Raw genomic sequence first — 25,503 nt, forward strand, 5'->3', positions numbered from 1 at the left:
GGCCGGCGCCCCCGACCTCGCCGCCACCCCCGACGTGGCCGCTGCCGACGACGACTTCGCCGCTGCCGACGTCGCCGCTGCCGGCAATGCCGAGGATGCCCGTGTTGCCGCCGTCATCGCCTTGGGGGCACGCGCTGCCGCTATCGCCGCCGGCGCGCGCGTCACCGCCGGCGCCGACATGGCGCGCGCATCGAGCTTGAACACGCTGACCACATTGGCCTGGCTGGCCGCCTGTTCCTGCAACGCCGACGCGGCCGCCGCCGCCTGCTCGACCAGCGCCGCGTTCTGCTGCGTCACGCTGTCCATCTGGCTGATCGCATGATTGATCTGCTCGATGCCGGCAATCTGCTCGGCGCTGGCGGCGGCGATATCCTGCATGATCGCGGTCACCTGGCCCACGCTGCCGACGATGTCCTCCATGGTGCTGCCGGCTTCCTCGACCAGCTTGCTGCCGGCGTCGACCTTGCTGACCGAATCGTCGATCAGCGCCTTGATCTCCTTGGCCGCCGCCGCCGAGCGCTGCGCCAGCGTGCGCACCTCGGACGCCACCACCGCAAACCCGCGTCCCTGCTCGCCGGCCCGCGCCGCCTCCACCGCCGCATTCAGCGCCAGGATATTGGTCTGGAACGCGATGCCGTCGATCACCGAAATGATTTCCACAATATTCTGCGACGAAGCGCTGATCGAATGCATGGTCTGGACCACCTGCGCCACCACCGCGCCGCCCTTGCTGGCCACGGCCGAGGCCGACGCCGCCAGCTGGTTGGCCTGGCGCGCATTGTCGGCGTTCTGCTTGACGGTGCCGGTCAGCTCCTCCATCGACGAGGCGGTCTCCTCCAGCGTGCTGGCCTGCTGCTCGGTGCGGTTCGACAAATCCTGGTTGCCGCGCGCGATCTCGCTGGTGGCGGTGGCGATGGTGTCCGTGCCTTGCCGCACCTCGCCGACGATGTTGAGCAGGCTCTGGTTCATGTCGCCCAGCGCCTGCAGCATCTGCCCGGTCTCGTCGCTCGAATGGCTCTCGATGCGGCTGGTCAGGTCGCCGGAGGCCACGGTGCGGGCGATGCGCACCGCCGCGCTCAACGGACCGACAATGCTGCGGCTCAGTATCCACGCCAGCACCGCCGCCAGCGCGATGGTCAGCAGGCCGCCGATGATGATGGTGTTGGAGGTCAGGCTTTGCAGCGAGGCCGCATCGGCCGCGCGTTGCGACAGCAGCGACTGCTCGGCGCCGCTGATGTCGGACAGCAGCGTGCGCATCGCATCCATGCCCGCCCGGCCGCGCCCCTCGCGCTCGAACTGCAACAGCGGATCGATGCTGGCGCCGTCGTTGGCCTTGGCGCGCAGCGCCAGCGCCGGCTGCAGCGCGGAAGTGAACCACCCCTGCTGCGCCTGTTCCAGCTTTTGCAGGCGGTCCTGCTGGGCCGGATTGTCGGCGGTCAGCGCACGCGCCTTGCCCAGGTGCGCGGTGAACGCGGCCTGGCCGGCCTTGAACGGCGCCAGCGAGGCATCCTCGCCGGTCAGCGCGTAGCCGCGCTCGCCGGTTTCCATGTTGAGCAGGCTTTCCAGGATGGCCTGGGTTTCGGCCATCACTTCATGCGTGTGGTTGTTCCAGCCGTTGGCTTGCGCCAGCCGGGAGAAATTGGTGTAGGCGGTTCCCAGCAGAATCGCCAGGATCAGGACCACGGCGCCGAAGCCGAGGTACAGTTTGCGGGTGATGCCTAAGTCTGCGAAGCGCATAGCCAGTTCTCCCTGCTGTTAAGTCGCCGCGGCCGCGGCGAAGGCGCTAGTCCGTCACCGGGTAGCTGAATTGTGTGATCGTGCCGTTGGGCGTGGTCACGGTGATGTTGAGCAAGCCGCTGCCCAGCACATTGCTGCACACCAGGCCGGCGTTCTGGCTGGCGTCGCTGATCAGGGACACGTTGTAGACCCAGGCGCTGGAATCGGCGCTGCTGGTGTTGGCCACGGTGATGCTGGCCGGCGTTTGCAGGATGCCGTTCGAGGTGGCGAAGCTGATCTGGGTGCCGGCCGGCAGCGGGTTGCCGGGACGGTCGAACAGCCACAGCGGATCGCCGGCGTGGGCGCTGCGGCGGTTCGGCGCGAACACCGTCGGGTTGTTGTCGCGGATGGCGAAGCTGTAGGTGTGCGTGGTGTTGGCGAACGCGGTGCCGTCGGTGCAGTGGTCGAGCGCCAGCGTGCCGGCGCCGCTGGCGGTGCTCAGCAGGCTGACGGCGGCGGTGCTGTTGGACAGCACCATCACCATGGCCTGGCGCACGTGCACCGTGTTGCTGCCGCTGATGTTGGGCGTGGTTTGCAGCACGCCGTTGTAGACGCCGTTGCCGCTCTGGTCCCAGTTGCTGTTGCCGTTGGAATCGATGTACTGCTCGCCGCTGGCGCGCACCGCGTTGCCGCTGGTGAAGGCGTCGTCGATGCCGTTGGCGTTGGCGTCGGTCACGGCGCGGTCGTTGCGGAACGGATCGCCCAGGTCGGTGTACGGCTCGCCGGCGTCATAGCGGTTGTTGCCGTTGGTGTCGGTGAAGCTTTCCTCGCCCAGCGCGTAGGCCAGTACGGTGACGCGGCCGTCGGCCGGCCGCGGATTGCCGGCGCAGTAGCGCACCGTGCATTCCCCCGGCGTGCCTTTCTGCGTGATGACGGTGCCGTCGGTCAACGTGGTCGAGGTCAGGCCGGTCAGGCACGAGGCGTCGATGCTGCCGCCTTCGGCGGTGAAGCTGACCGCCGTGCCATCCGGCGCCGGATTGTGGAAGTGGTCGGCCAGGCGCGCGGTGACGGTGGTGCCGGTCGGCGCGGTGCAGCCGTTGTACTGGCCGCCCTCGACGTTGCGGATCACGGCGCTGAGCGTGAAGCTGTTCTGTTCCGGCACGCCGGTCGATACCACCAGCTGGTCGGACAGGGTGCTGACGCTGCCGTTCAGCGTGGCGGTCACGCGCACCGGCGTGTTGACGGTGCCGGACGCCACGGTCGTGCTGACCAGGCCGCCGGCGGCGCTGACGGCGCTGGCCGGCGTCAGCGTGATGCCGCCGACCGTGGTGTTGAGCGCAAAGCTGACCTGCTGGCCGGCCACCGGATTGCCGCTGGCGTCCAGCACCTTGAAGGTGATGGTGGCGCTTTCCTGGCGGCCGGCGCCGCCGGTGCCCTTGAGCGCGATATTCTGCGGCAGCGCCGAGACAAAGGTCAGCTGGCTGGCGGTGGCGGTCGGCGCCGAGCCGACCGTGTAGTTGGCGCTGGCGGTCACGGCGGCCCCGGCCACAGTGCCGGTGGCGGTGATCACATAGCTGCCGGCGGTGGTGGCGGTGCCGGGGCTGAGCTGCACCGTGGCCTTGCCGTTGCCGTCGGTGACGATGGCGCCGCCGGCCGCCGAGAACACGGCGTTCTTGTCGGTGCTGGTGAAGGTCACCAGGGTGTTGGGCACGGCGGCGTTGTTGGCGTCCTTCAGCACGGCGCTCAGGGTGGCGCTGCTGCCCGGCGCCAGCGTGGTCAGCGCCACGCCGCTGCCGTCGGTGACGGTCAGCGTGACGGCGGCCTTGCCGGTGGTGCCGGTCCCTGTACCTGTGCCGCAGCCGGGCAGGCTGCTGTCGCGGTTCGGATCGATGGTGGTGCAGCCGCCGTTGCCGCCGCCGCCGCCGCCGCAGGCGGCAAGGAACATGGCGCACAACAGGGCCAGCAAATAACGGGTAAAGCAGTCGGTCCGTCGCGATGTCATAAATACTCCAGGGGTGGTCAATTGGCTCCGGCCATGGCGGGCAGCAGGTTGCGGTACAGGTTCAGCATCGCCGGACCGAGCAGCACTACCAGCAGGCTGGGGAAAATGAAGAAGATCAGCGGAAACAGCAGCTTCAGCGAGATCTTGGCCGCGTGCTCCTCGGCACGCTGGCGGCGCTTGGTGCGCAACTGTTCGGACTGCACGCGCAGCGAATCGGCGATGCTGGTGCCGAAGCGGTCGGCCTGGATCAGCATGGTCACCAGCGCGTCGACGTCCTCGACGCCGGTGCGCAGCGCCAGGTTGCGCAAGGCCTTGTCCTTGGCGCTGCCGGCGCGCAGTTCCAGCGTCACCAGCTGCATCTCCTCGGCCAGCACCACGCTTTTCAGGCCGATCTCGTTGGCCACGCGGGCCAGCGCGGCGTCCATCGCCAGGCCGGCTTCGACGCACACCGTCATCAGGTCGAGCGCGTCGGGGAAGGATTCGAAGATGTCGCGCTGGCGCGTCTTGACCACGTGGTTGAGCACGAAGTTCGGCATGTAGTAGCCGAAGCCGCCGGCCACCACCATCCAGAACATCTTGACGTTGCTGTCGGTGGCCACCGCCTTGCTGCTCAGGTACAGGAACACGATCAGCGGCAGCAGCACCGCCAGCCCGGTCTTGCCGGCGAAGAACAGGCCGGGCGTCGACGGCGTGCGCCAGCCGGCGTTGATGAAGCGCATCCGCACCGGCGAGTTTTCCCAGCCTTCGGTGGGCAGCGACAGCTTGGCCAGCGGCGCCGCCAGGTTGACGATCGACTCGATCCACTTGCCGCCCTTGCGCGTCACCTGGCTGCGGTCGTGCAGCGCTTCCAGCCGGTCCTTGACCGGGTTGACGGTGAGCAGCCGGATCGCCAGCACCACGCCGCCGAACACGGCGATGAAGACAACCAGCAGGAACATGATCTGGATGATGGTCATGGCGCGCTCCTCAGATGCGGATGGTGGTGATCTTGCGGATCGCCAGCATGCCGATCACCATCAGCCCGGCCGCCATGCCCAGCATCTTGCGGCCGCCCGGATCGGTGAACAGGACCTGCAGCGAGCCGGGATTGACCATCGACACCAGGCCGCCGACGGCAAACGGCATCAGTCCCAGCACCCAGGCCGACATGCGGCCCTCGGCCGACATCACCTTCACTTGGCCGAGCAGCTTGAGGCGGTCGCGGATGATGGCGCTGATCGACGCCAGCAGGTCGGTCAGGTTGCCGCCGGTTTCGCGCTGGATCAGCACGGCGATGACGAAGTAGCGCAGATCGGTGCTGGGCACGCGCAGCGCCAGGTTCATCAGCGCGTCCGGCATCGACACGCCGAAGTTGACCTCGTCGAAGACGATGCGGAACTCGGCGCCGAGCGGATCGGGAATCTCCTCGCCCACCATCTTCAGCGCGGTGGGGAAGGCGTGGCCGGCGCGCATGGCGCGGCCCATCATGTCGAGCGCGTCCGGCAGCAGCGATTCGATGCGCAGGATGCGCTTGCGCTTGGCGCGCGCGGCCTCCAGCACCGGCAGCGCCGCCGCCGCCGCCCCCAGCATCAGGCGGCCGAACCACGGCAGGGCCAGGCCGCTGCCGAGGATGAAGCCGATCAGGAAGCAACCGCCCATCAGCGCGGTCAGCTGCGCCGCGCTCATGCCGCGCCCGGTTTGCAGCAGCAGCCGGTCGAGTTTCTGGATGCCGGGCAGCCTGGCCAGGAAGTCCTGCATGCCGGCGTCCTGCGCCAGCGAGCGTTCCTTGGTGATCGACACCGCCAGCTCGCTGCCGCTGTCGCCGATGGCGTTGCGCAGCCGGCGCGCGATGCGTTCGGCCTCGGGGCCGCGCGCCGCGTTCCAGCTGGTGTAGACGCCCCACACCATCAGCGCCACGGCGGCGAAGATCAGGGCGATGAATAGCAGCAGCCGCAGGTCCATGATCAGTGCCCCGCTGGATCGAACACGGTCGAACCGATGTTGACGCCGAAGTTGCGCAGCCGCTCGATGAAGCGCGGACGGATACCGGTGGCGGTGTGGTGGCCCAACACCTTGCCGTCGTCGCCGAGGCCGGTCTGCTTGAAGAAGAAGATTTCCTGCATGGTGATGATTTCGCCTTCCATGCCGGTCACTTCCTGGATCGACATCACCTTGCGCTTGCCGTCGGTCAGGCGCGACACCTGGATCACCACGCCGACGGCGGAGCTGATCTGCTGGCGCATGGCCTTGGTCGGCAGGCTGGCGGCCGCCATCGACACCATGTTCTCCAGCCGGGTCAGGCCGTCGCGCGGCGTGTTGGCGTGGATGGTGGCCATCGAGCCTTCGTGGCCGGTGTTCATGGCGCCCAGCATGTCCAGCGCCTCGGCGCCGCGCACCTCGCCGAGGATGATGCGGTCGGGCCGCATCCGCAGCGCATTGCGCACCAGCGCGCGCTGCGTGACTTCGCCCTTGCCCTCGATGTTGGGCGGCCGCGTTTCCAGGCGCACCACGTGCGGCTGCTGCAGTTGCAGCTCGGCCGCGTCCTCGATGGTGACGATGCGTTCGGTGGGATTGATGAAGCCCGAGATCACGTTCAGCATGGTGGTCTTGCCGGAACCCGTGCCGCCCGAGATGACGATGTTGACCTTGGCCTTGCCCAGGCCCTGCAGCACTTCGGCCATGTCGGCCGTCATGCTGCCGTAGGCCACCAGGTCGGCCAGCCGCAGCGGGTCGGCCGAGAAACGCCGGATCGACATGATCGGCCCGTCGATCGCCAGCGGCGGGATGATGGCGTTGACCCGCGAGCCGTCCGGCAGGCGGGCGTCGACCATCGGGCTCGATTCGTCGATGCGGCGGCCGACGCGCGAGACGATCTTGTCGATGATCTTCATCAGGTGGGCGTCGTCGCTGAAGGTGACGTCGGTCAGCTCCAGCTTGCCGCGCCGCTCGACGTAGATCTGGCGGTAGGTGTTGACCAGGATGTCCGACACGGTCGGGTCTTCCAGCAGCGGCTCCAGCGGGCCGAAGCCCAGCATCTCGTTCTGGATGTCGCGCGTCAGCGTCTTGCGCTCGGCGTCGTTGATGACCACCGCGTCTTCTTCGAGCAGCTTCTCGACCAGGTTGCGCAGCTCGACGCGGATCTGGTCCTGGTTCAGGCGCTGCATGCTTTCCAGGTCGACGCGGTCGAGCAGCGCCGCGTGCAGGCGCTGCTTGAGCTTCTGGTAGGCGCGGTTGTCGATGCCGCCTTGCGTGCGCTGGCCGGAGCCGCGGATGTCGGTGTTTTCCAGGCGTTCACGCAATGACACAGGGGTGCTCATGATGCTTCCTTTTATTTACGCGCTTATTTACGCGACATCAGCTTGCCCAGCCAGCCGCTTTGCTGCACCGGCGCCGCTTCGCCGGTGAGCTTGCGCGCCAGTTCGGCCAGCGACTGGCTCAGCGGCGCGTTCGGTTCCAGTTGCAGCACCGGCACGCCCTGGTTGACCGAGGCGGCCGCCGAATCGTAGTTGTTGGGGATCGTAAAGGCGATCTCGGCGTCGAAGGCGCTTTCCAGATCCTTCAAACGGATTTCGCTGTTCTTGTCGTGGCGGTTGACGATCAGCTGGATCTTTTCCTTGCCGTATTCCAGCGAGCGGAACACGTTGAGCAGGCGCTTGCTGTCGCGGATGTAGGGCAGCGTGGTCTGCAGGATAGGGAAGATCATGTCGGCGTGGTCCAGCGCGCGGATGCTGACCGCGTCCAGGCTGCGGCCGACATCCAGCAGCACGAAGTCGTACTGGCGGCGCGCCAGCTTGAGGATGGCGTCGATGTGGTCGGGCTTGACGTCGTTGGCGTGGGCCGGATCGGACGGCGCCGCCAGCACGCCGTAGTTGGGCGTGATGCTCAGCATCGACGAGGTCAGGAACGACGGGTCGAGGCGGTGGATCTGCTGCGCCACGTCGCTCAGCGTGGCCAGCGGCTTGTGGTCGGAGACGAACAGCGAGGCGTCGCCGAATTGCAGGTTCATGTCGATCAGCGCCACGCGCTGCTTGCCGCTGGCGGCCAGCGCGTAGCCGAGGTTGGTGGCGAGGAAGGTGGCGCCGCTGCCGCCCTTGCACGAGATGAAGGCCAGCACCTTGCCGCTGGTCTGGCCGCGCCGTTCCAGCTTCTCGGCGATGCGTTCCATGGCCGGATACAGCGCGCTGCTGGTCACCGGCGACGGCAGCACTTCGCGCACGCCGGCGCGCATCGCCTGCAGCAGGAACTGCGGATCCTGGTCGACGCACAGCGCCACGCAGGCGATGTTGGGATGCTGGGCCGAGAAGCGCTCCAGATGCTCCAGGTCCTCGTCGGCCGACTGCGGACGGTCGATGATCAGCACGTCGGGCATCTGCTCGTCGCTCAGCGTCGCGGTGCGCGACACATTGCCGATCAGGTGATCGATTTCATCGGAGGACGAGCGCGCGCGCAGCAGGCGCATCAGGTCTGCCAGTTGCCGTTCGTCGCGGGATATGACGGTGATCTTCAAGTGTGCCGCTCCTTAGCGTTTGCCGCCGACGCCGATGCTGAAGGCGCCGCTCTGGTCTTCCTTGGTGCTGAAAGACTGCTGGTAGTTCTGGTAGGCCGCCGCCGCCGCTTGCGGGTCGAGGCCGTTGACCGGGCTGCGGTTGCGGCTGGCTTCCGGATGCAGGGTCTGCTGCGCCTGCATCAGCCGCACGCTGCTGCCGAACTGGCGGTCGTAGCGCGGGCTGGTGGCGCAGGCGCCCAGCGTCAATGTGGCAACGGCGGCGAGCAGGATGGTGAGTGTTCGCATGGCGCCTCCTATGGGTTGCCGGCCGGCGCAGGCTCGGGCGCTGGCGCGGCCGGCGGCGGGCTGCGGCCTTCCAGCTTGCCGTTCAGGAAGAAGTCGAAACGGTTCGGCTGGACGTAGTCGTCGGTCGGCAGTTTCGGATTCGGCGGCAGCGGTTGTGCCAGGTGCGGCGTGACGATGAACACCAGCTCGGTGCGGTCGCTCTGGAAATCGCTGCTGCGGAACAGCGCGCCGAGGATGGGGATTTCGCCCAGGCCGGGGAAGGCCTTGATGCTGCTGGTGACGTTGTTCTTGATCAGGCCGCCGATGGCGAAGCTCTGGCCGTCGAACAGCTGCACCGTGGTGCTGGCGCGGCGCGTGGTGAACGACGGCAGGATCGAGGTGGCGGTGCTGCCGCTGGCGGTGATGCCGATGCCTTCGCGGTTGAGCTCGGACACTTCCGGCGTCACGCGCAGGTTGATGCGGCCGCCGTCGAGCACGGTGGGCGTGAAGCGCACGGCGATGCCGTATTCCTTCTCTTCCAGCGTGACCTGGTTGTTGCTGCCGGTGCCGGTCTGCGCCACCGGGATGAAGATCTTGCCGCCGGCCAGGAAGCTGGCCTCCTGGCCGCTGATGGCCATCACGGTCGGTTCGGCCAGCACCTTGATCAGGCCGTCGTTTTTCTGCGCGTCCAGCGTGACGAACTTGCCGCTTTTATTGTTGAAGGCGTCGACCTTGCTCGGATTGCCGCTCAACAGATTGGACAGCATGGTGTAGGTCCAGCTGCCGCGCGAGCCGTTCAGGCCGACGCTGGCGCCGAGCTGGTCGACCAGCGTTTTCGACACTTCGGCGATCTTCACTTCCAGCATCACCTGCTGCGGCGCGGCCACCGCCAGCATGTTGACCACGCGGCCGTTGCTGCCGCCTTGCGACATGCCGGACATCGGGTCCATCGCCTGCTGATAGGCGGCGCCCGCGGCCGCGCCGGAAGCGGCGCTCGGGGCGCCGGTGCCGCTGGCGTTCTGCGCCGCCTGCGCGGCGGCGTCCGGCCCGGCCGACGACCCCTGGTTGCCGCCGCGCGCGTTGCGCGACAGGTAGGCGCTGGCCACCGAGACGATCTGCGCCGCGCGCACCGAGTCGGCCACGGTGCCGGACAGGATCAGCGAGTTGCCGGAGACGGTGATGCGGATGTCGCGTTCATTCGGGAACAGTTCGCTGAACTGCTGGCGCAGGCCGCCGACGTCGAGGCCGACCGTGATGTCGATGACGCTGGCCTGGTTGGCGCGGTTCCACACGATCAGGTTGGTCGAGCCGGTGGCCTTGCCCAGCATGTAGATTTCGCTGGGATTGAGCAGGATGACGTCGGCGATCTTGGCGTCGCCCACGGCCACGCGCGCGGCCGGGAAGGGCAGGCGCATCAGCGACGACTTGCCGGTTGATAGCGTGACCTCCTTGGCCATTTCCACGCCGGCCGGCGCGGCCGGCGTGGCGGCCGCCGCCGGCTTGGCCGGCTGAACCGCAAAAGTGGCCGGCGCCGCGGCGCTCAGCAGGACCGCGAGGGCGGCGGCCCGCAGCGGCAGGACGTGCAATGGCGTAAAGGATACGTGGCTCAAGTCGCGTTCTCCGGTGGCTTAAAATTGTTGTGAACTACGTTCCAGACCTTTGATGACTTCCACCTTGTCGCTGTTGCGCTCGACGCGCGGCAGCGGACGCGGCGCCGGCGCCGCGGCCACCGGCGCTGGCGCTGGCGGCGGCGTGGTGGTGAGGCTGCGCGGCAGCGGCACGCCGGCGTTCGCCGCCTCGCCCAGCAGGCTGCTCTTGGTGGCGCCCTCGGTGTTGGCGGATTGCGGATCGACCTGGTTGCGCAGCACCAGCGACAGCGTGCCGACGCTGCGCGCCAGGTCGAGTTTCTCCACCTGATCGGGCGTCAGTTCCAGCGTGACCGCGTTGACCACTTTCGGCTTGGTATCGTCGCGGCTCGATTCCTGCGCGATCGCCAGCACCAGGATGCGTTCCAGCACGATCTTGGAGATTGCCTGTTCGCGCACCAGGTGGTCGCCGTTGTTGTCGCTTTGGGTGTTGACCAGGATGTCGACGTAATTGCCCGGCAGCGCGAAGCCGGCCACGCCCACCACGTCGTTGACGCGCACGGTCATGGCGCGCTTGCCTTCGGCCACCACCGACGACAGGCCGCCCTGGGTGCCGGCCGGCGCCAGCTTGCCTTCGGTGATCGGTTCGCCGCGCTGCACGTTGGCGCGCGTGATGCGGCCTTCGAGCGCCTTGATGTCGGTCATCGCGCCCGGCGGCACCGAGCTGGCCGGCCAGTCCACCATGTGCACCAGTTCCGGCGTGATGCGCGCACCCATGCTGATGTCGAGCAGCGCCACGGCCACCTTGTTGCTGTTGCTGGCCGACTGGCCGGCGATCCATTGCGCCGCCACCACCACGGCCGCCAGCGCCAGGAACAGCGCCACCCCTATCATTGTCAGAGCACGAGTGTTTCTCATCCCAGCCTTCCTGCGTTAAGCGGATTGGTTTGTTCGCGGCGTTCGCGTTCTTTCTTCTGTTGTTCGGCGGCGACCCGGCGCGCGCCGGCGCCGGCAAAGTAGTTGTGCCAGGCCCAGTCCAGCGAGCGCTGGTTCAAGGCGGGCGGCGTGCTTTCGTAGCGGGCCAGGTCGCGCACCTGGCGGATCAGGTCGCGCGGATAGCAGGCCAGCAACGGCGTCTCGTCCTTGGCATGCAGTCCGCTCAGCAGGTAGTCGAAGGCCGCGGCGTCGAATGCGATGCCGTACTGCGCGCAAGCCTGGCGGAACAGCAGCTCATATTCGGCCGGGCTTTGCGGCGGTACTTCTATCTTGTATCCGAGCCGGCGGAGGAAGGCGCCATCCGACAAACGTTCCGGCAGGAAGTTCGACGAGAATACCACGACCACATCGAAAGGCACTTGAAAAACCAGTCCCGTGTGCAAGGAAAGATAATCGACGCCACGGTCCATCGGCACGATCCAGCGGTTCATCAATTCCAGCGGCGAGCAGCGCTGCCGTCCGAGGTCGTCGATGATGAAAATGCCGTTGTTGGCTTTCAGATGAGGAGGCGCCTGGTACAGGCGCGTGTTGGCGTCGAAGCGCAGGTCGAGCATCTCCAGCGTCAGCTCGCCGCCGGTCAGCGCGGTCGGCCGCTGCAGGCCGCGCACCCAGCGCGCGTCGAGCGTGCGCAGCAGGTCGCTGCCTTCCTCGGCCGGCGGCGTGTCGGTGGCCGGCCGGTGCTGCACCGGATCGTAGAAGGGCACGACTTCGCCGTCGATCATGATGGCGTAGGGCAGGGCGATGGCGCCGTGCAGCAGGTCGCACAGGCGTTCGGCCAGGAAGGTCTTGCCGCTGCCGGCCTGGCCGTAGATGAAAATCGCGCGGCCGGAATTCATCGCCGCGCCCATCTGGTCCAGCACTTGGGTGCTGGCCACCACGTCGTGGAAAGCGGCTTGCACATCGGCACGCGTGACATGCAAGTGACGCACGCTTTGCGTCGCCACCTGCGCCACGTAGGCGGCCAGCGTGACCGGCGCCGGGCCGGCGTAGGCGTTGCGGTTGAGGCAGGCGATGGCGCGCTGCATGCCGGCGTCGGTCAGGTGATAGGTCAGGTCGGCGTCGGTGCCGCTGCCGCCGCTGCGCGTGACCTCGCACAGTTTTTCGTTGCGCAAATGCGTCACCAGCGGCGTGATGACGCTGACGCTCAGTTTCAAATGGCTGGCCAGTTCCGGCAGGCGCACCTGGCCGCGCTGGAACAGCACCTTGCACAGCAGCTCGACCAGGAACAGGAACGGCAGTCCGGTTTCGTCGGTGGTGCGCGGCGCGCGCGCCTCGGCCGGCGCTTCGCTGAGGTGCGGGGTGGACATGCTGCCCATCAGAAGAACAGGCTGCGGCCGCTGCTGGCGCCGACGATCAGGTAGGGCGCGGCGCCGGCGGCGATCGCCACCGCGTAGGGCAGGCGGCCGCTCGGCGTGGCCGGCGCCTCCATCTTCGGCACTTCGCCCGCGAGCGAGCGCAGCATGCTGTATTTGATCAGGTGCCAGGTGTTGTAGAGCATGGGTTTGAGGCGGCCGTTGAAGCCGGCCACGACCAGGGCCAGCACGCCGCCGGCCAGCAGCGTCAGCAGCGTGATACCGGCCACCGCGCCGGGGCCGGTGAAGGCGCCGATCATGGCCATCAGCTTGACGTCGCCGGCGCCCAGCGCGCGCATGGCGTACATCGGCAGCAGCAGGCACAGGCCCACGGCCAGGCCGGCCAGCGCTTTGACGAGGCCGATGCCGCCGAAGACTTGTATGAAGAGACCGTCGCCAGAAGGCAACACCGCATTGAACAACAGCCCCAGCACTGCGCCGCCGAACACCAGCGCATTGGGAATGCGGCGGGTGCGCAGATCGCTCCAGACTGCCAGTGCCAGCAAGCAGCACAGTATGATCAACGGCAAGATGGTCATTCGTTCGCCTTTAAAGGGGGCAGACAATTTAGTGTATAGAATATTTCCGGAACGGCGTACACCGTTCCGGAAATATTTGCAGCTTGCAAATCAGGAGGATTTCACCAGGCCTGAGATATAGCTCAACGAATCGGACAGTTTCGTACCGAGAATGGCGACACCGGCGGCAACCGCGGCTGCGATCGCAGCGGCCATCAGTGCGTACTCGATGGCGGTGATGCCATCTTCGTTGCGGACAAAATTACGGAGGGCATTCATTAGGGGCCTCGGGAAGTTAAGGAAAGGGCCGTCGCGCCTACGGGTTGCGGTTGGAGCGGCGGGTTGCCGTGTGCGGCCGTCGGCCTCCGCACGGCACGGATAAAAAAGATCCGGAGCGGGTCCGGATCTTTCGATGCGGCGGCCGCTTACGACGACTTGATCAGGCCGGAAATATAGGTCAGCGAGGCGGTGATTTTCGGACCGAGAATGGTCAGGCCGGCGGTGATGGCGGCGGCGATGGCGGCGGCCATCAGGGCGTATTCGATGGCGGTGATGCCGTCTTCGTCGCGGAGGAAGTGGGTGATTGCGTTCATGCTGAGCCTCGTTAAAAGTTAGTTGAGTAGGGGTTGCTGCGTCAACTAAAACGGGGTTCAGGTTTTAGGTACTGCGATGTTGCCGATATGAAGCATTCTACGTTGTCTTGCTGGTCACTGTACAGCAGACAAACGTCACTTTCAAACCGTGACATTTGTCACGGTGGTTCACGTCTTGGAGCCGAGCACGGCCAGGATGGCGATGATCACGATCACCGACGCCAGGGCGGCAATCAGCGCGTATTCCAGCAGCGTGGCGCCGTCATCGTGGCGGATGAAGCGTTGAATCGATGGTGTGCGCATACTGCTGCTCCTGTAAGCCTGATGATCATGGGGTGGTGCAAACCGACATTCTAGACAGCCTGGTATCGTTTCACATCCGACAAACGTCATGATGTGGCGTGACATTTGTCACGCAAAAAAAATCCGGAACGCGGTTCCGGATTGTGAACTGCTGAACAACGCGGCGGTCGATCAGGACGATTTGATCAGGCCGGAGATGTAGGTCAGCGAAGCGGTGATTTTCGGGCCCAGGATGGCCAGGCCGGCGGTGATGGCGGCGGCGATGGCGGCGGCCATCAGGGCGTATTCGATGGCGGTGATGCCGTCTTCGTTGCGGATGAAATTGGTGATTGCGTTCATGATGAGCCTCGTCAAAGTTGGTGGAGTAAGTGGGTTACTGCGTCAACTAAAACGGGGTTCAGGTTTTAGGTACTGCGTGTTGCACTGCTGATGTAAGTCATTCTACGCACGGCCTCGGCACCGCACATCCGACAAACGTCACGATATGCGGTGACATTTGTCATGCGGCGCGCGGCGATTACGACGATTTGATCAGGCCCGAGATGTAGGTCAGCGAGGCGGTGATCTTCGGTCCGAGAATGGTCAGGCCGGCGGTGATGGCGGCGGCGATGGCGGCCGCCATCAGCGCGTATTCGATGGCGGTGATGCCGTCTTCGTCCTGGAGGAAATTCTGGATGGCGTTCATGGTGTGTCTCCTTGTCTGGTTCAGGCGCAGGTGCCGCCGATGAAAACCATTCTACGCAGCGGCGCCGCGCCGCGCAGTGGACAAACGTCACGATCTCAGGTGACATTTGTCACCAATTCTCACACTAGGCCGGGACGCTGGTCATGCCGTGCCGGGTGGCGTAGACGTACAGCTCCAGCCGGTTGGCCACGCCGAGCTTCTGGTAGATCGTGGTCAGGTTGTTGCGCAAGGTCGGCTCGGCGATGAACAGCTTGGAGGCCAGCTCCTTGTTCGGCGCGCCGTTGCCTTCCACCACCACGGCGACGATCTTGCGTTCCTTCGGCGTCAGCGAGGCGATGCGCGCCGCTTCCGGATCGGCCTTGGCCGGCGCCGACAGCTGGCCCAGCAGGGCGTTCATCAGCGACGGGTCGACGCACATATCGCCCTTGAACACGGCGCGGATGCTGTTGAGCACCACGTCGGCCGGCGCCTCCTTGCTGACCACGCCACGCGCGCCGAGCTTGACGACCTGCGTCAGCAAGCCCTGGTCGCGGTTGCCGGACAGGATCATCACCCTGGCGCCGCTTTGCTGCAGCAGCTGCGGCAGGATCTCGATCGAGCTGCGGCCCTCGAGGTCGAGGTCGAGCACGATGACATCGGGTTTCAGCAGGCTGGCCTGCTGCAGCGCGGTGTCGTTGTTGTGCGCGGTGCCGACCAGCGTCAAATCGCTGCCGCCGCCTTCGATCAGTTTTTCCAGCCCCCACAGCATGGTCTTGTGGTCGTCTACCAGCAGAATGCGGATAGGTGTGCTCATGTCTTGCCTCGGTCAGTTATACCGGGATGGCGATGCTGACTGCGGTGGCGCCTGGCGTATCGCAGTCGATCTCGATCGTTCCGCCCAGCGCAGCGGTGCGCTCGGCGAGTGATCCAGGCAGGAATGGGGCCGTGGGACCTTCCGGGGTTTCATTTTCGATGCGTATCCGCAGCTGGCCGTCAGCGTTGTTCAGGCTGATCGTCCCGGTGCGGGCGCGGGTGTGTTTGCGTATATTGTGCATGCCTTCATTCACGATCTGGAACACTTCCGCAGCGAGCCGGTCGCTGATGGCCAGGCCGTCCTGCGCCTGGATTGTTATCTGGATATCGTAGAACTCTTGCACCTGCTGCGCCTGACGGCGCAACGCCACCAGCAGTTCAGCGTCGGTTTGCGACGCACCCTGCCGTACTTGACGGGTGAATTGTCGCATGTCGCCGATGACCTGGGTGGTCATGTCGAGCAGTTTATCAAGTTCCGCCGCGACCGGGTGGTCCGATTGCAACGTTTGACGCACCGCGCTGATGCCGTGGCGCAGGCCGATGTAGGGCTGGATGGTGGTGTCGTGCAGGTCGCGCGCGATCTTCTGCCGCTCGCGGAAGGCGGCGTCCGAGGCCAGCCGGTCGAGCAGCACGATGTTCTCGATCACCGGAAACACCTGCGCCGCCAGCTGTTGCAAAAACACCGCATCGACGCGGCTGAAGCGGTGCCGGTCCGACACCACGTAAATCCGGCCCTCGCCCTTGCGCAGCGGCAGCGGGGCGCTGATGAAGGAACTGGCATCGAGCAAGTCGATGAGCTGTTCGACGGTTTCCGGCGGCAGGCGCTGCCAGCGCGCCTGCTGCGGCGTGCGGCTGCGCGACTCCAGCGTGCCGGGCAGGCGCGCATGCAGCGCCGACGCGTACTGCACCAGCGCCTGCGGCGCGAACACCAGCAGCGGCGCGGCCGCGCCTTCCGGCAGCCGCGACAGCGAGGCGCGGCCCTGCGGCGCGCCCGACGAGTGCAGCTGCCACAGCTCGTCGGGATGGTCGCGCATCAGCAGCAGGCAGTTGCTGGCGTGGTAAAAGTCGCGTGTCTGCTGCAGCACCAGGGCGATGGTCTGGTCGACGCCGAAGCGCGGATTGGCCAGGCGGCTGACGTCGCGCAGCAGGCGCAGGCGGCGCCGCTGCGCCACGCCCAGGCCGCCCCAGTAGGCGATCATGTAGCCGAGCGCCAGCACGAAGGCGGTGCGCAGCAGCAGGTGGGCGTGGTTGATGCTGCTGTCGGTCAGCCAGGTCGACAGCGCCAGCGCGAAGGTGGCGCCCAGCGTGATGCGCGCGCCTTCGTCGAAGCCCCACTGGAACGAGGCGGTCAGGATGACGAAAAAGAAAAAGGGGAAGAAGAAGCTGTTGCCGCCGCCGGTGCAGTACACCATCAGCGCGTACCAGCCGAGGTCGATCCAGTACACGGCCTTGCCGTGCCAGAACGGCGTGCGGTGGCGGCGCGCCACCAGCAGCAGGGTCAGGCTGTGCAGCAGATAGCCGCCGAAGATCAGCGAGTTCAGCAGGTTGCGCTCGCCATAGCGGTTGCCGAGGTCGCCGGGCGCGACCACCAGCGTCAGGATGGCGGTCAGCGCCAGCACCAGGCGCATGACAAACACCATCGACGCGCCGACGGCGTCGCCCGCGCTGCGCGCGCCGGTGCTGGAAGGGCTTTGTGGTATCAATCGCGTCTCCTGCCGCGCATGCCGGCGGCTTCACATACACCCAAGCTAAACAAAATAGCGATTCGATAGTTGTTGCTAACTCAATCGAGTCTACGCAGTCGAAGCTGCTCTGTCCAGCCAGCGCGTGTTACGCTGCTTGCCATGGTTCACGCCCGCGTTCGCCCAACGCCACGCCGGCGCCGTGTTTTTGATGCCGTTAGAAAACATTAAATAACTAGGCGACATAAATGAATCGGGATAGAATAGCTCACCGTCACCTCATTCCCGTGGCGCTGCCGCCGGCCGTTGCTGCGCCGGCCAGCCCGTCAGCAGTGCCGCGCCATCTGCGCTCCCGCCTGTCTTTGCAACGTAACCGTACCACGGACGCAACACCATGAGAGTGCCCGGATTCCTGCGCCGCCAGCGCGGCTCGGCCGTCGTCGAGATGGCCATCGTCGCCCCTGTCGCGTTTCTGTTATTGATCGGCCTGATCGAATTCAGCCTGGTCTTCTTTGTCACGCTGACCATGCAGTACGCGGTGCGCGAAGGCGCGCGCTACGCCGTCACCGGCCGCACCGACGTCGACCCGACCTCGCGCCTGAAGTCGGTGATGCAAGTGATCCGCACCAATTCCATGGGCTACCTCGATACGGTGTGCCCGGTGTTCTCGGTCAACGGCACGGTGTCGTCGACCGCCAACGCCGCCACCGTGCTCGGCGCGCCCGGCGACATCGTGGTGCTGCGGCTGGACTGCACCTGGAACCTGGCCACGCCGATCGTCGCCGCCGTGTTCCCCAGCGGCCAGTACAAGTTCGCGGTGGCCGCCACCATGCAGAATGAGGCGTTCACGCCATGAGCCCGCGCCGTTATTACCGCCATCGCGGCCTGGCCGCCGTCGAGTTCGCGCTGCTGCTGCCGCTGCTGCTGGTGCTGATGCTGGGGCTGGTGGACGTGGCGCGCGCCATGCAGGCGCAGATGATCCTGATTAACCTCAGCCGCGAGGCCGCCAACCTGGCCTCGCGCGGCAAGCTGCAGCTGTCGGAAAACGCCCAGACCATCATCGGCCAGGTGGCGGCGTCGGCGCCGCCGCTCGACATGAACAAGCTGGGCATGATCTACATCACCCGCATCATGGGCTCGACCTCGGGCGGCACCACCAGGAGCATCGTGCTGGAGCAGTACCGCTGGGACGACGCCGTCAACAACCGCGGCTACCGCATCAGCGGCTACGCGCCGCTGTCGAAGGTCTGGACGTGCAGCAACTGGGCCAGCGGCACGGCCGGCACCTGCGTGGTGCCGACCGGGACCACGGCGCCGGTGGTGTCGATGATGAGCGGCCAGCTGCTCGACGGCGAAGTGATCTACGTGGTCGAGGCCTACTACAAGTACAACATGCTGTTCCAGACCTTTACCTTCGGCAGTTTCAGCACGCCTTCGCTGGCGACCGATTTTTACTCGATGACGGTATTCTGACCATGCGCTTCTATAAACATACCCAACGCGGCGGCATCACGCTGATGGTGGTGCTGTCGCTGACCACGCTGCTGGCGGTGGTGGCGCTGGCCTTCAGCGCCGGCCTCAGCTACATGGTCCGCTCCAAGCTCAACGCCGCCACCGACGCCGCCGGCCTGGCCGCCGCGCGCGCCATCAGCAACGGCACCACGCAGGTCGAGCAGACCGCCAACGCCAAGGCGGCGGCGCAGCGCTTCTTCAACGCCAACTTCCCGGCCAACTACCTGATGTCGACGGCGACGCTGAACGACGTCGGCGTCTCCTTCAGCGCCAGCGAGGTGACGGTGACCGTCAGCGCCTCGGCCAGTTTGCCGACCGCGCTGTTCGGCGGCTTCAGCACCGGCGTGCTGGCGCCGTCGGTCCTGACCGAAACCAAGCGCAAGGACCTCGACATGATCGTGGTGATGGACACCTCCGGCTCGCTGGCCGGCTCGGCCGCCAATGTGCGCAGTTCGGCGGTGACCTTCCTCAACCAGTTCAACGTGACGCGCGACCGCGTCGGCCTGGTGCACTTCGCCTTCGGCTCGATCGTCGACGACGCCATCCGGCCGATCGCGCGCGGCTTCGACCGCGCCAGCATGACCACCCACATCAAGGCGTATTCGTTCAGCGGCTCGACCGCGTCGGCCGAAGGCATGTACACCGCGCGCGACCAGATCAACAGCGTGCCGACGGCCAATTTGAACCGTTCCAACCTGCGCGTGATCGTGTTCTTCTCGGACGGCGCGCCGAACTCCTTCGGCGCCTACCTGAACTGGAAGACGGCCGGCACCTGCACCCAGGCCGGCACCATCTACACCGACGATGACGGCTCGGGCACGCCGGCCGGGCTGTACAAGCTGGACCAGCAGTACGACGACATCGGCGGCAACTGCACGCCGTCCGATTTGCCGAGCAAGGTCACCTCGCTGCCGGACTGGTACAACGCCCACAATCCGACGCTGACGCCGAACGACCCGGCGCTGCGCGAATACCCGGTGGTGACCACCACGCCGCGCGTGGTGACCAACACGCTGACGTATGCCAACGTCAACCGCGCCGCGCGCAACCTGGTGGAGGCGATGGCGTCGAAATCGCGCGACGAGGGCATCTACATCTTCACGCTGGGATTGGGATCGAGCTTGAAGATCGGCACCGGGGTCGACGGCGAGAAGGGCGAGGACACGCTGAAGTGCATGGCCAACTCGGTCGACGCGCCGGCGCGCTGCTACAACGCCGCCAAGCCGGTCGGCGTCTACTGCTACGCCGCCACGCAGGCCGACCTGACGCCATGCTTCTCGAAGCTGGCGTCCGCCATCCTGCGCATCTCCAAATAAACCCGGGGTCAGGTCCCCCATTTCTACACGAGCTCTGCCGTAACAGCCGTTACAGCAGAGCTCGTGTAGAAATGGGGGACCTGACCCCGGATGGGGTTTAGCGGTGGTTGGGTGCGGCGACGGCGGCCAGTGGCGGCGTGGCGGCCTTGTGGGCGAAGGACATCAGTTCCCAGCTGTCGCGGCTGTAGAGGCGGCCCTGGGCGTCGGCGTCCTGGTAGTCCAGCTTGACGTAGTTGTTGAGCGAAGGGACGAACCAGACGGTCTCGGTCAGCTTGCCGCCGCCGCGCGTGGCGTCGTTGGCATCGGCATATTGCGCCTCCACCACGATCTTCAGCGCCTCGAATTCACCAGCCGGCACCCGCACTTTTTCCCAGTCCAGCACCTTGCCCTTGATGGCGTAGCGCTGTTGTTTTCCAGCCTTGCTGTTGTCGCCGACCACCTCGCTGCTCCATTCGCTGCCGGGCGCCATCGGGAAGGTGAAGCGGGTAAACGATGGGCTGAAATGCATGCCGCCACGCTCGACCGGATTCATGTCCGGACTGAACAACTGGGTGCTGATCAGCGCGCCGCTGGCGGCGCGCTTGATCGCCATGTGCACGCCGGCCTCGTCGATGGAAGCCACTTCCATGCGGTTGACGTTGCCTTTGGCGCCTTTCCATACGTCGGTGTATTGATAGGTCCACGAATCGCCGACCGCCGGCGCCGGGGCCGGCACCGATTCGTGGTTGCCTGCCCGCGCGAGTGCGCAAGGCAGGATGAAACAGAGCAAGGCAAACGTACGTTTGATGGTCATGCTGTCTCCTTTGTTGTGGTTTGTTCATTGACTATATAACCAAGTTTCAAAGAGAGCTAGCGGCAGTGCAGCAAAGTTTCCCGTACGTATTAATCGACGTAGTGATCGGCTGTCAGGGCTGCGAAGCCAGCACCGCGGCGCCGCCGGTTTCCTTGACGGTGACCGCGCCATTGGTCTGGCCCGGGCCGATCATGGTGCCGTTGGCCATGCCCATGGCGTTGGTGCGGAAGCTGCCGACCGGCGCCGCGTTGCCACCGGCGTAGACGTCGTACTGCGTGTCCGGCTTCAGCTTGTACAGGAAGGCTTCGATCGATTCCACCACGCCCAGGCTGCGCACCACGACAAAGCCCTTGCTGTCGCCCTGCAGCGGCTTGAGCTGGATGTTGACCGCGTCCTGGTTCACGCGCGGCACCAGGTTCGACTTGTCGCTGGCCGACGGCGCCACGTGCGACAGGTAGACCAGCGCCTGCGGCGCCTGGCCGCCGCCGATGGTGGCGACGATCTTGTTGCTGGCGGTGTCGATCGCCTGCACGCCGTCGCCGTTTTCCAGGCCGATGTAGACGCGGCTGTTGTCGTCCGAGGTCCAGGCGCCGTGCGGCAGCGCGCCGGTCGGGATGGTGGCCAGCAGCCTGGCTTCCTTGCCGGTGCTGTAGACCTTGACCACGTTCTCGCCGCCGATGGTGACGTAGGCGCGCACCTCGTCGCCGACCTTGGCGAAGGCCAGGTGGTTGGAGATGAAGCCGGTGTCGATCACGCCGGTCACTTCCAGCGTCCTGGTGCTGATGCGCGTGACCTTGCCGACGTCCTTGTGCGTCATCCAGATTTCGCTGTAGTCCGGCGTGAACTGCAGGAACGGCGAGAACGGGCTGACCACGTTGATGCGCTTGATGATGGTGTGCGAGGCGACGTCGATGATGTCCACCGTCGGCGTGAAGCTCGATACCGCGAACGCCAGCTTGCCGTCCGGATGGAACTGCACCATGCCCGGCCCGAGGTCGGTCTGGATGCGCCGCGTTTCCTTGAACGTCACCGGATCGATGACCGAGATGTAGTCCTCGCCGCGCACCACCACCCACACTTCCTTGCCGTCGGCGCTGAAGAAGCCTTCATGCGGCGAGCGGCCGACATAGGTCTTGCCCTTGACCTTGTTGGTGGCGGTGTCGATGAAGGTGACCGAGTTGGACCCGTTGGAAATGGCGATCAGCGTCTTGTGGTCCGGCGAAAAGCCCAGGCCGTGCACGTTGATCTCGCCTTTGTAGAGCGGCGACAGCACGTCCGGCCGCGAATTGCCCAGCTTGATCTGGCCCAGCAGCGTGTTGGTGGCCGGACTGAACACCGAGATGGTATTAGTATTCTGGTCGGCCGTGTAGACGCGGTCCAGCGGCGAGATGGCGGCCCAGGCGCTGGCGCACAGCATGGCGCCGGCGGCGAATGCGAGTTGCTTCATTTGGTGGTCTCCTTGGTGGGGTGGTGTTGCAGCCAGGCTTGCATGACGTTGATCTCGACCTGCTGCTCGGCGATGATGCCGAGCGCCAGGTTGCGGATCTCCGGGTCCTGAGTGGTCAGCAGCACGGCCTTGGCCATGTCGATGGCGCCCTGGTGGTGCGGCATCATCATGGTGACAAAGTCGTGTTCCGGCACGCCGTTCATCGGCGCCTGCTTCATGCCGGCGTCCATCACGGCCATGGCGTCGTCCATCAGCGCGCTGAACGGCTTGGTGCTGCTGGCGACGAATACCGGCGGGGTGGCGGACGGCGCCGCGTCGGCGCCGTGGTGGTGGTGTTCCTGCGCCTGCGCGCCTGCCGCGATCAGCGACAGGGCGGCAAGGCAGCTGGCGATGGCGGCCCGCATCGGATCAGCCGCGGTACAGCGGGTTGCTGGCGACGTAGACGGTCACCATGCCGACCTCCACGCCGGCCGGGGCGATCCTGGCCAGGTCGAAGCGCTCTTCGTTGTGCAGGGTCTCGAAATGCCAGGTGAAGCTTTTGCCGTTGACGTTGAAGGCCACGGTTTCGCCGTTGTTGACGTTGACCCATTTGGTGCCGGCGTCGATGGTGATCTGGCGGTCGGCATAGGCGCCGGCGGCGGCGCTGCCGTAAGGCGCTTGCTGGCCGGTGGCGGCGTGCACGGCGCCGGCGCCGGCGATCAGGGCGGTGGCCACCAGGGCGGTGCGGAGGAGGTTGAACATGATCTTTCCTTTCAATATGACTGCTGTTGTCGCCAGTCTAAGAAAAAGCGGCTGACACGACGATGACGGTTAAATGACAGTTTTGTAATCCCGGCGACGCTTAGCCGCGGTACAGCGGATTGCTGGCGACGTAGACGCTGGTCATGCCGGCGTCCACGCCGGCCGGGGCGATCCTGGCCAGGTCGAAGCTGCCCATGCCGCGCAGGGTGTCGAAGCGCCAGGTGAAGGTTTTGCCGTTGACGTTGAAGGCCACGGTGTCGCCGTCGTTGACGTTGACCGATTTGATGTCGGCGGTGATGGTGACCTGGCGCGCGGCGGCGCTGCTGGCGACGGCCTCGCCGTAGGCGGCCGGCTGGCTGGTGGCGGCGTGGGCGGCGCCGGTGCCGGCGATGACGGCGGTGGCGACGAGGGCGCTGCGGAGGGCGTTGAACATGATGTTTCCTTTCAGTGGTGAGTGACGATGGAGCCATTCTAGGCAGCCGGCACTGACGGGACGATGACCCGCCCATGACACATTTGTAATCCACGCGGCGCTGCTTAAAACGGACAATGGGAGTCCGTTGCAACCATTGGGGAGTTATTCATGTCACGTCTTGTTCGCGTCATCAGCCTGGCCGTGCTGGCCAATATCGCCGTCGCCGGCCATGCATGGGCGCACGCCCACCTGAAAGCGGCGGTGCCGGCGGCGCAGGCCGCAGTGGCATCGCCAAGCGGGCTTGATCTCACGTTTTCCGAGTCGGTGAACCCGTCCTTCAGCGGCGTCCGGCTGACCGGGCCGGATCAGCAGGAGGTCAGGCTGGAGGCGGTGTCGCTGGCCGATGGCGGCAAGACCTTGCGGGCGCCGGTCGCCGTCAAGCTGGCGCCCGGCGTCTACAGCGTCGACTGGCACGTGCTGTCCGTCGATGGGCACAAGACCAGCGGCGCCTACCGCTTTACCGTGAAGCCGTGAATGCGATCGACCTGGCGCTGCTGGCCAGCCGCTTTGTGTTTGATGTGGGCGCCCTGTTCCTGTGGGGCGCGGCGGCGTATCTGAGCACGCTGGTGCCGGCCGGATTGCGGCAGCCGTCATGGGCAAGCATCGGCGCTACGCGGCGGGCGGCCATGGCGGGCATAGCGCTCGCGGTGCTGTGCCTGCTGCCGCTGCAGGCGGCCAGCCTGGGCGACGGCTGGCGCGACGCAGGCAATCCGCAGCTGCTGTATCGCGTGGCGACCGGGACCAGCATCGGCGCGGCCTGGGGCATGCAGGCGGTGGTGCTGGCCTGCCTGCTGGTCCGGCGCTGCATGCGGGCCTGCGCGCTGGGTGGCGCGGCCCTGCTGGGCAGTTTGAGTCTTACCGGCCACGCGGTCATGCATGACGGCTGGATGCGTGTGCTGCATCAGCTCAATCAGTTGCTGCACCTGTTGAGCGGGGGCGCCTGGCTGGGCGCGCTGGTCGTGGTGCTGACCCTGCTGCCACGCCTGAAGCGCGCCGAGGAATTCGCGGCGGCCAGGCTGGCGCTGGTGCGCTTTTCCAGCGTCGGTCACGTGGTCGTGCTGATGGTGCTGCTGAGTGGCGTGGCCAGCAATTTCCTGATCCTTGGCGCCTGGCCGCTGGCGCTGTCGCAGCCCTACCAGCGCCTGCTGCTGTGCAAGGCCGCGCTGGTGCTGCTGATGGCGGCCATCGCCGTGGCGAACCGCTACATCGTGGTGCCGCGCCTGCGCGCCTCGCCGCTGTTCCGGTGGGCCGTGTGCGCCGAGCTGGTCCTGTCCGGCATCGTGGTGCTGCTGGCCGCCGCCATCGGCATGCTGGCGCCGGACGCCTAGCGCTGCAGGCGTGCCGCTTCCTCGCGCGCGCTCGACAGCGGCATGCTGGTCATGCGTCCGCTGGGCACGCCGTTGATCACTTCCGGCACCAGCGCCTCGACGCCGACGTCGGTGCGCGCGCCGAGCGCCTGCAGCTTGCGCATCGCCTGCTGGTTGCCGGCCCAGATCGCCAGCGTCAGGACATTGGCCTTGACCAGGTTCGGCTGCACGGCAAACCGCAGATCGGCCGGCGCCTTGGCCACCAGCTGATCGAAGCGCGGAATCTCGCCGGTCTGCGCTTGCGTAAAGGTCAGCATGTAGCGGCGGTCGAAGTCGGCATGCTGCTCGGCCAGCAGGTCGAGCACTTGCGGCAGTCGCGGATTGCGGTTCATGATCGGCAGTTCCAGGTTGGAGCCGCCGCGCTGGCCCAGCACCGGCGTCGCCAGCGGCAGCAGCTCGCCGGCTTCGCGGTACAGGCGCAGCGCGTCGAGGTCGCAGCTTTCGATGGCCTTGGCCTTCGATTCCTCGTCGAAGCCATAGCCCAGGGACTTGAGCTTGCCGCGCGCGTCGGCCGGCGTCAGCGCGGCGCGGATGGCGCCGACATCTTCCTTCACCTGCCGCAGGTCGCCGACCATGGACACCATCAGCGCCAGTTCGGCGCGGGCGAACGGCATGCCCTGCGCATCGGCCAGCGCCAGCCAGCCGGCGGCCGACTGGGTGCTGCGGCGGCTGGCGGGATCGGCGCCGAAGCCCTGGCGATAGGCCACGCCCAGCACCGCCGCCGCCACCACGTTGCCGCCGCGCGCCTGCTGTTCCAGCAGGGGCAGGTCGCTTTCCTGCAGCACGGCGGCGCGGGCGCGGATCTCGTGCGCCAGCGCGCTCTGTTCTGCCGGCGTGGCGCTGGCAAACCATTGCGGCGGCCCAGCATCGGCGTCGG

Annotated in this window: 29 protein-coding genes; 5 read left to right on the forward strand and 24 right to left on the reverse strand. The window is 66.4% G+C overall.

All coding sequences use genetic code 11. The features are described from left to right. The 18 genes from GJ695_RS27345 to GJ695_RS27425 form a co-directional block, all read right to left on the reverse strand. Positions 1-1,737 (reverse strand): methyl-accepting chemotaxis protein (locus GJ695_RS27345; protein WP_166455410.1); only part of this gene is annotated, 1,737 nt, incomplete at its 3' end. A gap of 46 nt (positions 1,738-1,783) precedes the next feature. Beyond that, positions 1,784-3,718 carry an Ig-like domain-containing protein gene (locus GJ695_RS27350; protein WP_154370265.1) on the reverse strand — a complete coding sequence of 645 codons (1,935 nt, stop codon included), beginning with the start codon at positions 3,716-3,718 and terminating at the stop codon, positions 1,784-1,786. Positions 3,719-3,735: 17 nt separating this feature from the next. Continuing rightward, positions 3,736-4,674 (reverse strand): type II secretion system F family protein, encoded by a 939-nt coding sequence (locus GJ695_RS27355; RefSeq protein WP_154370266.1) that lies wholly within the window; start codon positions 4,672-4,674, stop codon positions 3,736-3,738. Positions 4,675-4,684: 10 nt separating this feature from the next. Continuing rightward, a complete protein-coding gene (locus GJ695_RS27360) occupies positions 4,685-5,659 on the reverse strand; it encodes a type II secretion system F family protein (RefSeq protein ID WP_154370267.1) in 975 nt (324 codons plus the stop codon). Between the two features lie 2 nt (positions 5,660-5,661). Further along, the gene (locus tag GJ695_RS27365; protein WP_154361482.1) at positions 5,662-7,014 is read right to left on the reverse strand and encodes a TadA family conjugal transfer-associated ATPase; all 1,353 of its coding nucleotides are present in this window, start codon (positions 7,012-7,014) and stop codon (positions 5,662-5,664) included. A gap of 23 nt (positions 7,015-7,037) precedes the next feature. Continuing rightward, positions 7,038-8,204: a CpaE/TadZ family protein gene (locus GJ695_RS27370; protein WP_154370268.1), complete on the reverse strand. Its 1,167-nt coding sequence runs from the start codon at positions 8,202-8,204 to the stop codon at positions 7,038-7,040. Positions 8,205-8,216: 12 nt separating this feature from the next. After that, a complete protein-coding gene (locus GJ695_RS27375; RefSeq protein WP_154370269.1) occupies positions 8,217-8,489 on the reverse strand; it encodes a pilus assembly protein in 273 nt (90 codons plus the stop codon). An 8-nt stretch (positions 8,490-8,497) separates the two neighbouring features. Continuing rightward, the gene (locus tag GJ695_RS27380; protein WP_154387931.1) at positions 8,498-10,078 is read right to left on the reverse strand and encodes a type II and III secretion system protein family protein; all 1,581 of its coding nucleotides are present in this window, start codon (positions 10,076-10,078) and stop codon (positions 8,498-8,500) included. Between the two features lie 18 nt (positions 10,079-10,096). Next, the gene (gene cpaB, locus GJ695_RS27385; protein WP_154370270.1) at positions 10,097-10,972 is read right to left on the reverse strand and encodes a Flp pilus assembly protein CpaB; all 876 of its coding nucleotides are present in this window, start codon (positions 10,970-10,972) and stop codon (positions 10,097-10,099) included. Continuing rightward, entirely contained in the window at positions 10,969-12,357 is a 1,389-nt protein-coding gene (locus tag GJ695_RS27390; protein ID WP_208023468.1) for a DUF8689 domain-containing protein, read from the reverse strand. The genes cpaB and GJ695_RS27390 overlap by 4 nt, the downstream gene beginning before the upstream one ends. Positions 12,358-12,365: 8 nt before the next feature. Then, entirely contained in the window at positions 12,366-12,941 is a 576-nt protein-coding gene (locus GJ695_RS27395) for an A24 family peptidase (protein ID WP_154370272.1), read from the reverse strand. Between the two features lie 90 nt (positions 12,942-13,031). Further along, entirely contained in the window at positions 13,032-13,199 is a 168-nt protein-coding gene (locus GJ695_RS27400) for a Flp family type IVb pilin (protein WP_154370273.1), read from the reverse strand. A 146-nt stretch (positions 13,200-13,345) separates the two neighbouring features. After that, a complete protein-coding gene (locus tag GJ695_RS27405; protein WP_154370274.1) occupies positions 13,346-13,513 on the reverse strand; it encodes a Flp family type IVb pilin in 168 nt (55 codons plus the stop codon). 168 nt (positions 13,514-13,681) lie between these two features. Continuing rightward, a complete protein-coding gene (locus GJ695_RS29885) occupies positions 13,682-13,816 on the reverse strand; it encodes a Flp family type IVb pilin (protein ID WP_208023467.1) in 135 nt (44 codons plus the stop codon). Between the two features lie 171 nt (positions 13,817-13,987). Beyond that, positions 13,988-14,155 carry a Flp family type IVb pilin gene (locus tag GJ695_RS27410; protein ID WP_154360730.1) on the reverse strand — a complete coding sequence of 56 codons (168 nt, stop codon included), beginning with the start codon at positions 14,153-14,155 and terminating at the stop codon, positions 13,988-13,990. A 178-nt stretch (positions 14,156-14,333) separates the two neighbouring features. After that, positions 14,334-14,501, reverse strand: a complete 168-nt coding sequence (locus GJ695_RS27415; RefSeq protein WP_154370275.1) for a Flp family type IVb pilin — start codon at positions 14,499-14,501, stop codon at positions 14,334-14,336. Positions 14,502-14,625: 124 nt separating this feature from the next. Then, the gene (locus GJ695_RS27420; RefSeq protein ID WP_154370276.1) at positions 14,626-15,294 is read right to left on the reverse strand and encodes a response regulator; all 669 of its coding nucleotides are present in this window, start codon (positions 15,292-15,294) and stop codon (positions 14,626-14,628) included. A gap of 16 nt (positions 15,295-15,310) precedes the next feature. Continuing rightward, complete coding sequence (locus tag GJ695_RS27425; protein WP_154370277.1) at positions 15,311-16,996, reverse strand: sensor histidine kinase; 1,686 nt, start codon at positions 16,994-16,996, stop codon at positions 15,311-15,313. Between the two features lie 373 nt (positions 16,997-17,369). Between GJ695_RS27425 and GJ695_RS27430 the strand changes: the two genes are divergently transcribed. The 3 genes from GJ695_RS27430 to GJ695_RS27440 are packed head-to-tail and all read left to right on the forward strand — an operon-like array spanning position 17,370 to position 19,803. After that, positions 17,370-17,831 (forward strand): TadE/TadG family type IV pilus assembly protein, encoded by a 462-nt coding sequence (locus GJ695_RS27430; RefSeq protein WP_154360737.1) that lies wholly within the window; start codon positions 17,370-17,372, stop codon positions 17,829-17,831. Then, positions 17,828-18,448, forward strand: coding sequence for a TadE/TadG family type IV pilus assembly protein (locus GJ695_RS27435; RefSeq protein WP_154370278.1), 621 nt, complete (start codon positions 17,828-17,830; stop codon positions 18,446-18,448). The genes GJ695_RS27430 and GJ695_RS27435 overlap by 4 nt, the downstream gene beginning before the upstream one ends. A gap of 2 nt (positions 18,449-18,450) precedes the next feature. Then, a complete protein-coding gene (locus GJ695_RS27440; protein WP_154370279.1) occupies positions 18,451-19,803 on the forward strand; it encodes a vWA domain-containing protein in 1,353 nt (450 codons plus the stop codon). Between the two features lie 97 nt (positions 19,804-19,900). Here GJ695_RS27440 and GJ695_RS27445 read toward each other — a convergent pair whose 3' ends face one another. The 5 genes from GJ695_RS27445 to GJ695_RS27465 form a co-directional block, all read right to left on the reverse strand. After that, the gene (locus tag GJ695_RS27445; RefSeq protein ID WP_154370280.1) at positions 19,901-20,596 is read right to left on the reverse strand and encodes a DUF3108 domain-containing protein; all 696 of its coding nucleotides are present in this window, start codon (positions 20,594-20,596) and stop codon (positions 19,901-19,903) included. 112 nt (positions 20,597-20,708) lie between these two features. Next, positions 20,709-22,043, reverse strand: coding sequence for a YncE family protein (locus tag GJ695_RS27450; protein ID WP_154370281.1), 1,335 nt, complete (start codon positions 22,041-22,043; stop codon positions 20,709-20,711). Next, positions 22,040-22,447, reverse strand: a complete 408-nt coding sequence (locus GJ695_RS27455; RefSeq protein WP_154370282.1) for a DUF305 domain-containing protein — start codon at positions 22,445-22,447, stop codon at positions 22,040-22,042. Before GJ695_RS27455 ends, GJ695_RS27450 begins: the two co-directional genes overlap by 4 nt. A gap of 4 nt (positions 22,448-22,451) precedes the next feature. Next, on the reverse strand, positions 22,452-22,784 hold the full coding sequence (locus GJ695_RS27460; RefSeq protein ID WP_154370283.1) for a CzcE family metal-binding protein: 333 nt from the start codon (positions 22,782-22,784) through the stop codon (positions 22,452-22,454). Positions 22,785-22,884: 100 nt separating this feature from the next. Beyond that, positions 22,885-23,217, reverse strand: coding sequence for a CzcE family metal-binding protein (locus tag GJ695_RS27465; RefSeq protein WP_154370284.1), 333 nt, complete (start codon positions 23,215-23,217; stop codon positions 22,885-22,887). A gap of 150 nt (positions 23,218-23,367) precedes the next feature. On the opposite strand from GJ695_RS27465, the gene copC reads away from it, so the two are divergent. Together copC and copD are read left to right on the forward strand one after the other, a co-directional pair. Continuing rightward, the gene (gene copC / locus GJ695_RS27470; protein ID WP_154370285.1) at positions 23,368-23,733 is read left to right on the forward strand and encodes a copper homeostasis periplasmic binding protein CopC; all 366 of its coding nucleotides are present in this window, start codon (positions 23,368-23,370) and stop codon (positions 23,731-23,733) included. Next, positions 23,730-24,587 carry a copper homeostasis membrane protein CopD gene (gene copD / locus GJ695_RS27475; RefSeq protein ID WP_166455365.1) on the forward strand — a complete coding sequence of 286 codons (858 nt, stop codon included), beginning with the start codon at positions 23,730-23,732 and terminating at the stop codon, positions 24,585-24,587. Before copC ends, copD begins: the two co-directional genes overlap by 4 nt. Here the strand turns inward: copD and GJ695_RS29725 are convergent. Next, positions 24,584-25,503: hypothetical protein (locus tag GJ695_RS29725; protein ID WP_166455364.1), on the reverse strand; the 920-nt coding region annotated here is incomplete at its 5' end. The genes copD and GJ695_RS29725 overlap by 4 nt on opposite strands.

Origin of the sequence: Duganella alba, assembly GCF_009674495.1 — a bacterium.
Taxonomy (GTDB): Bacteria; Pseudomonadota; Gammaproteobacteria; order Burkholderiales; family Burkholderiaceae_D; genus Rugamonas; species Rugamonas alba.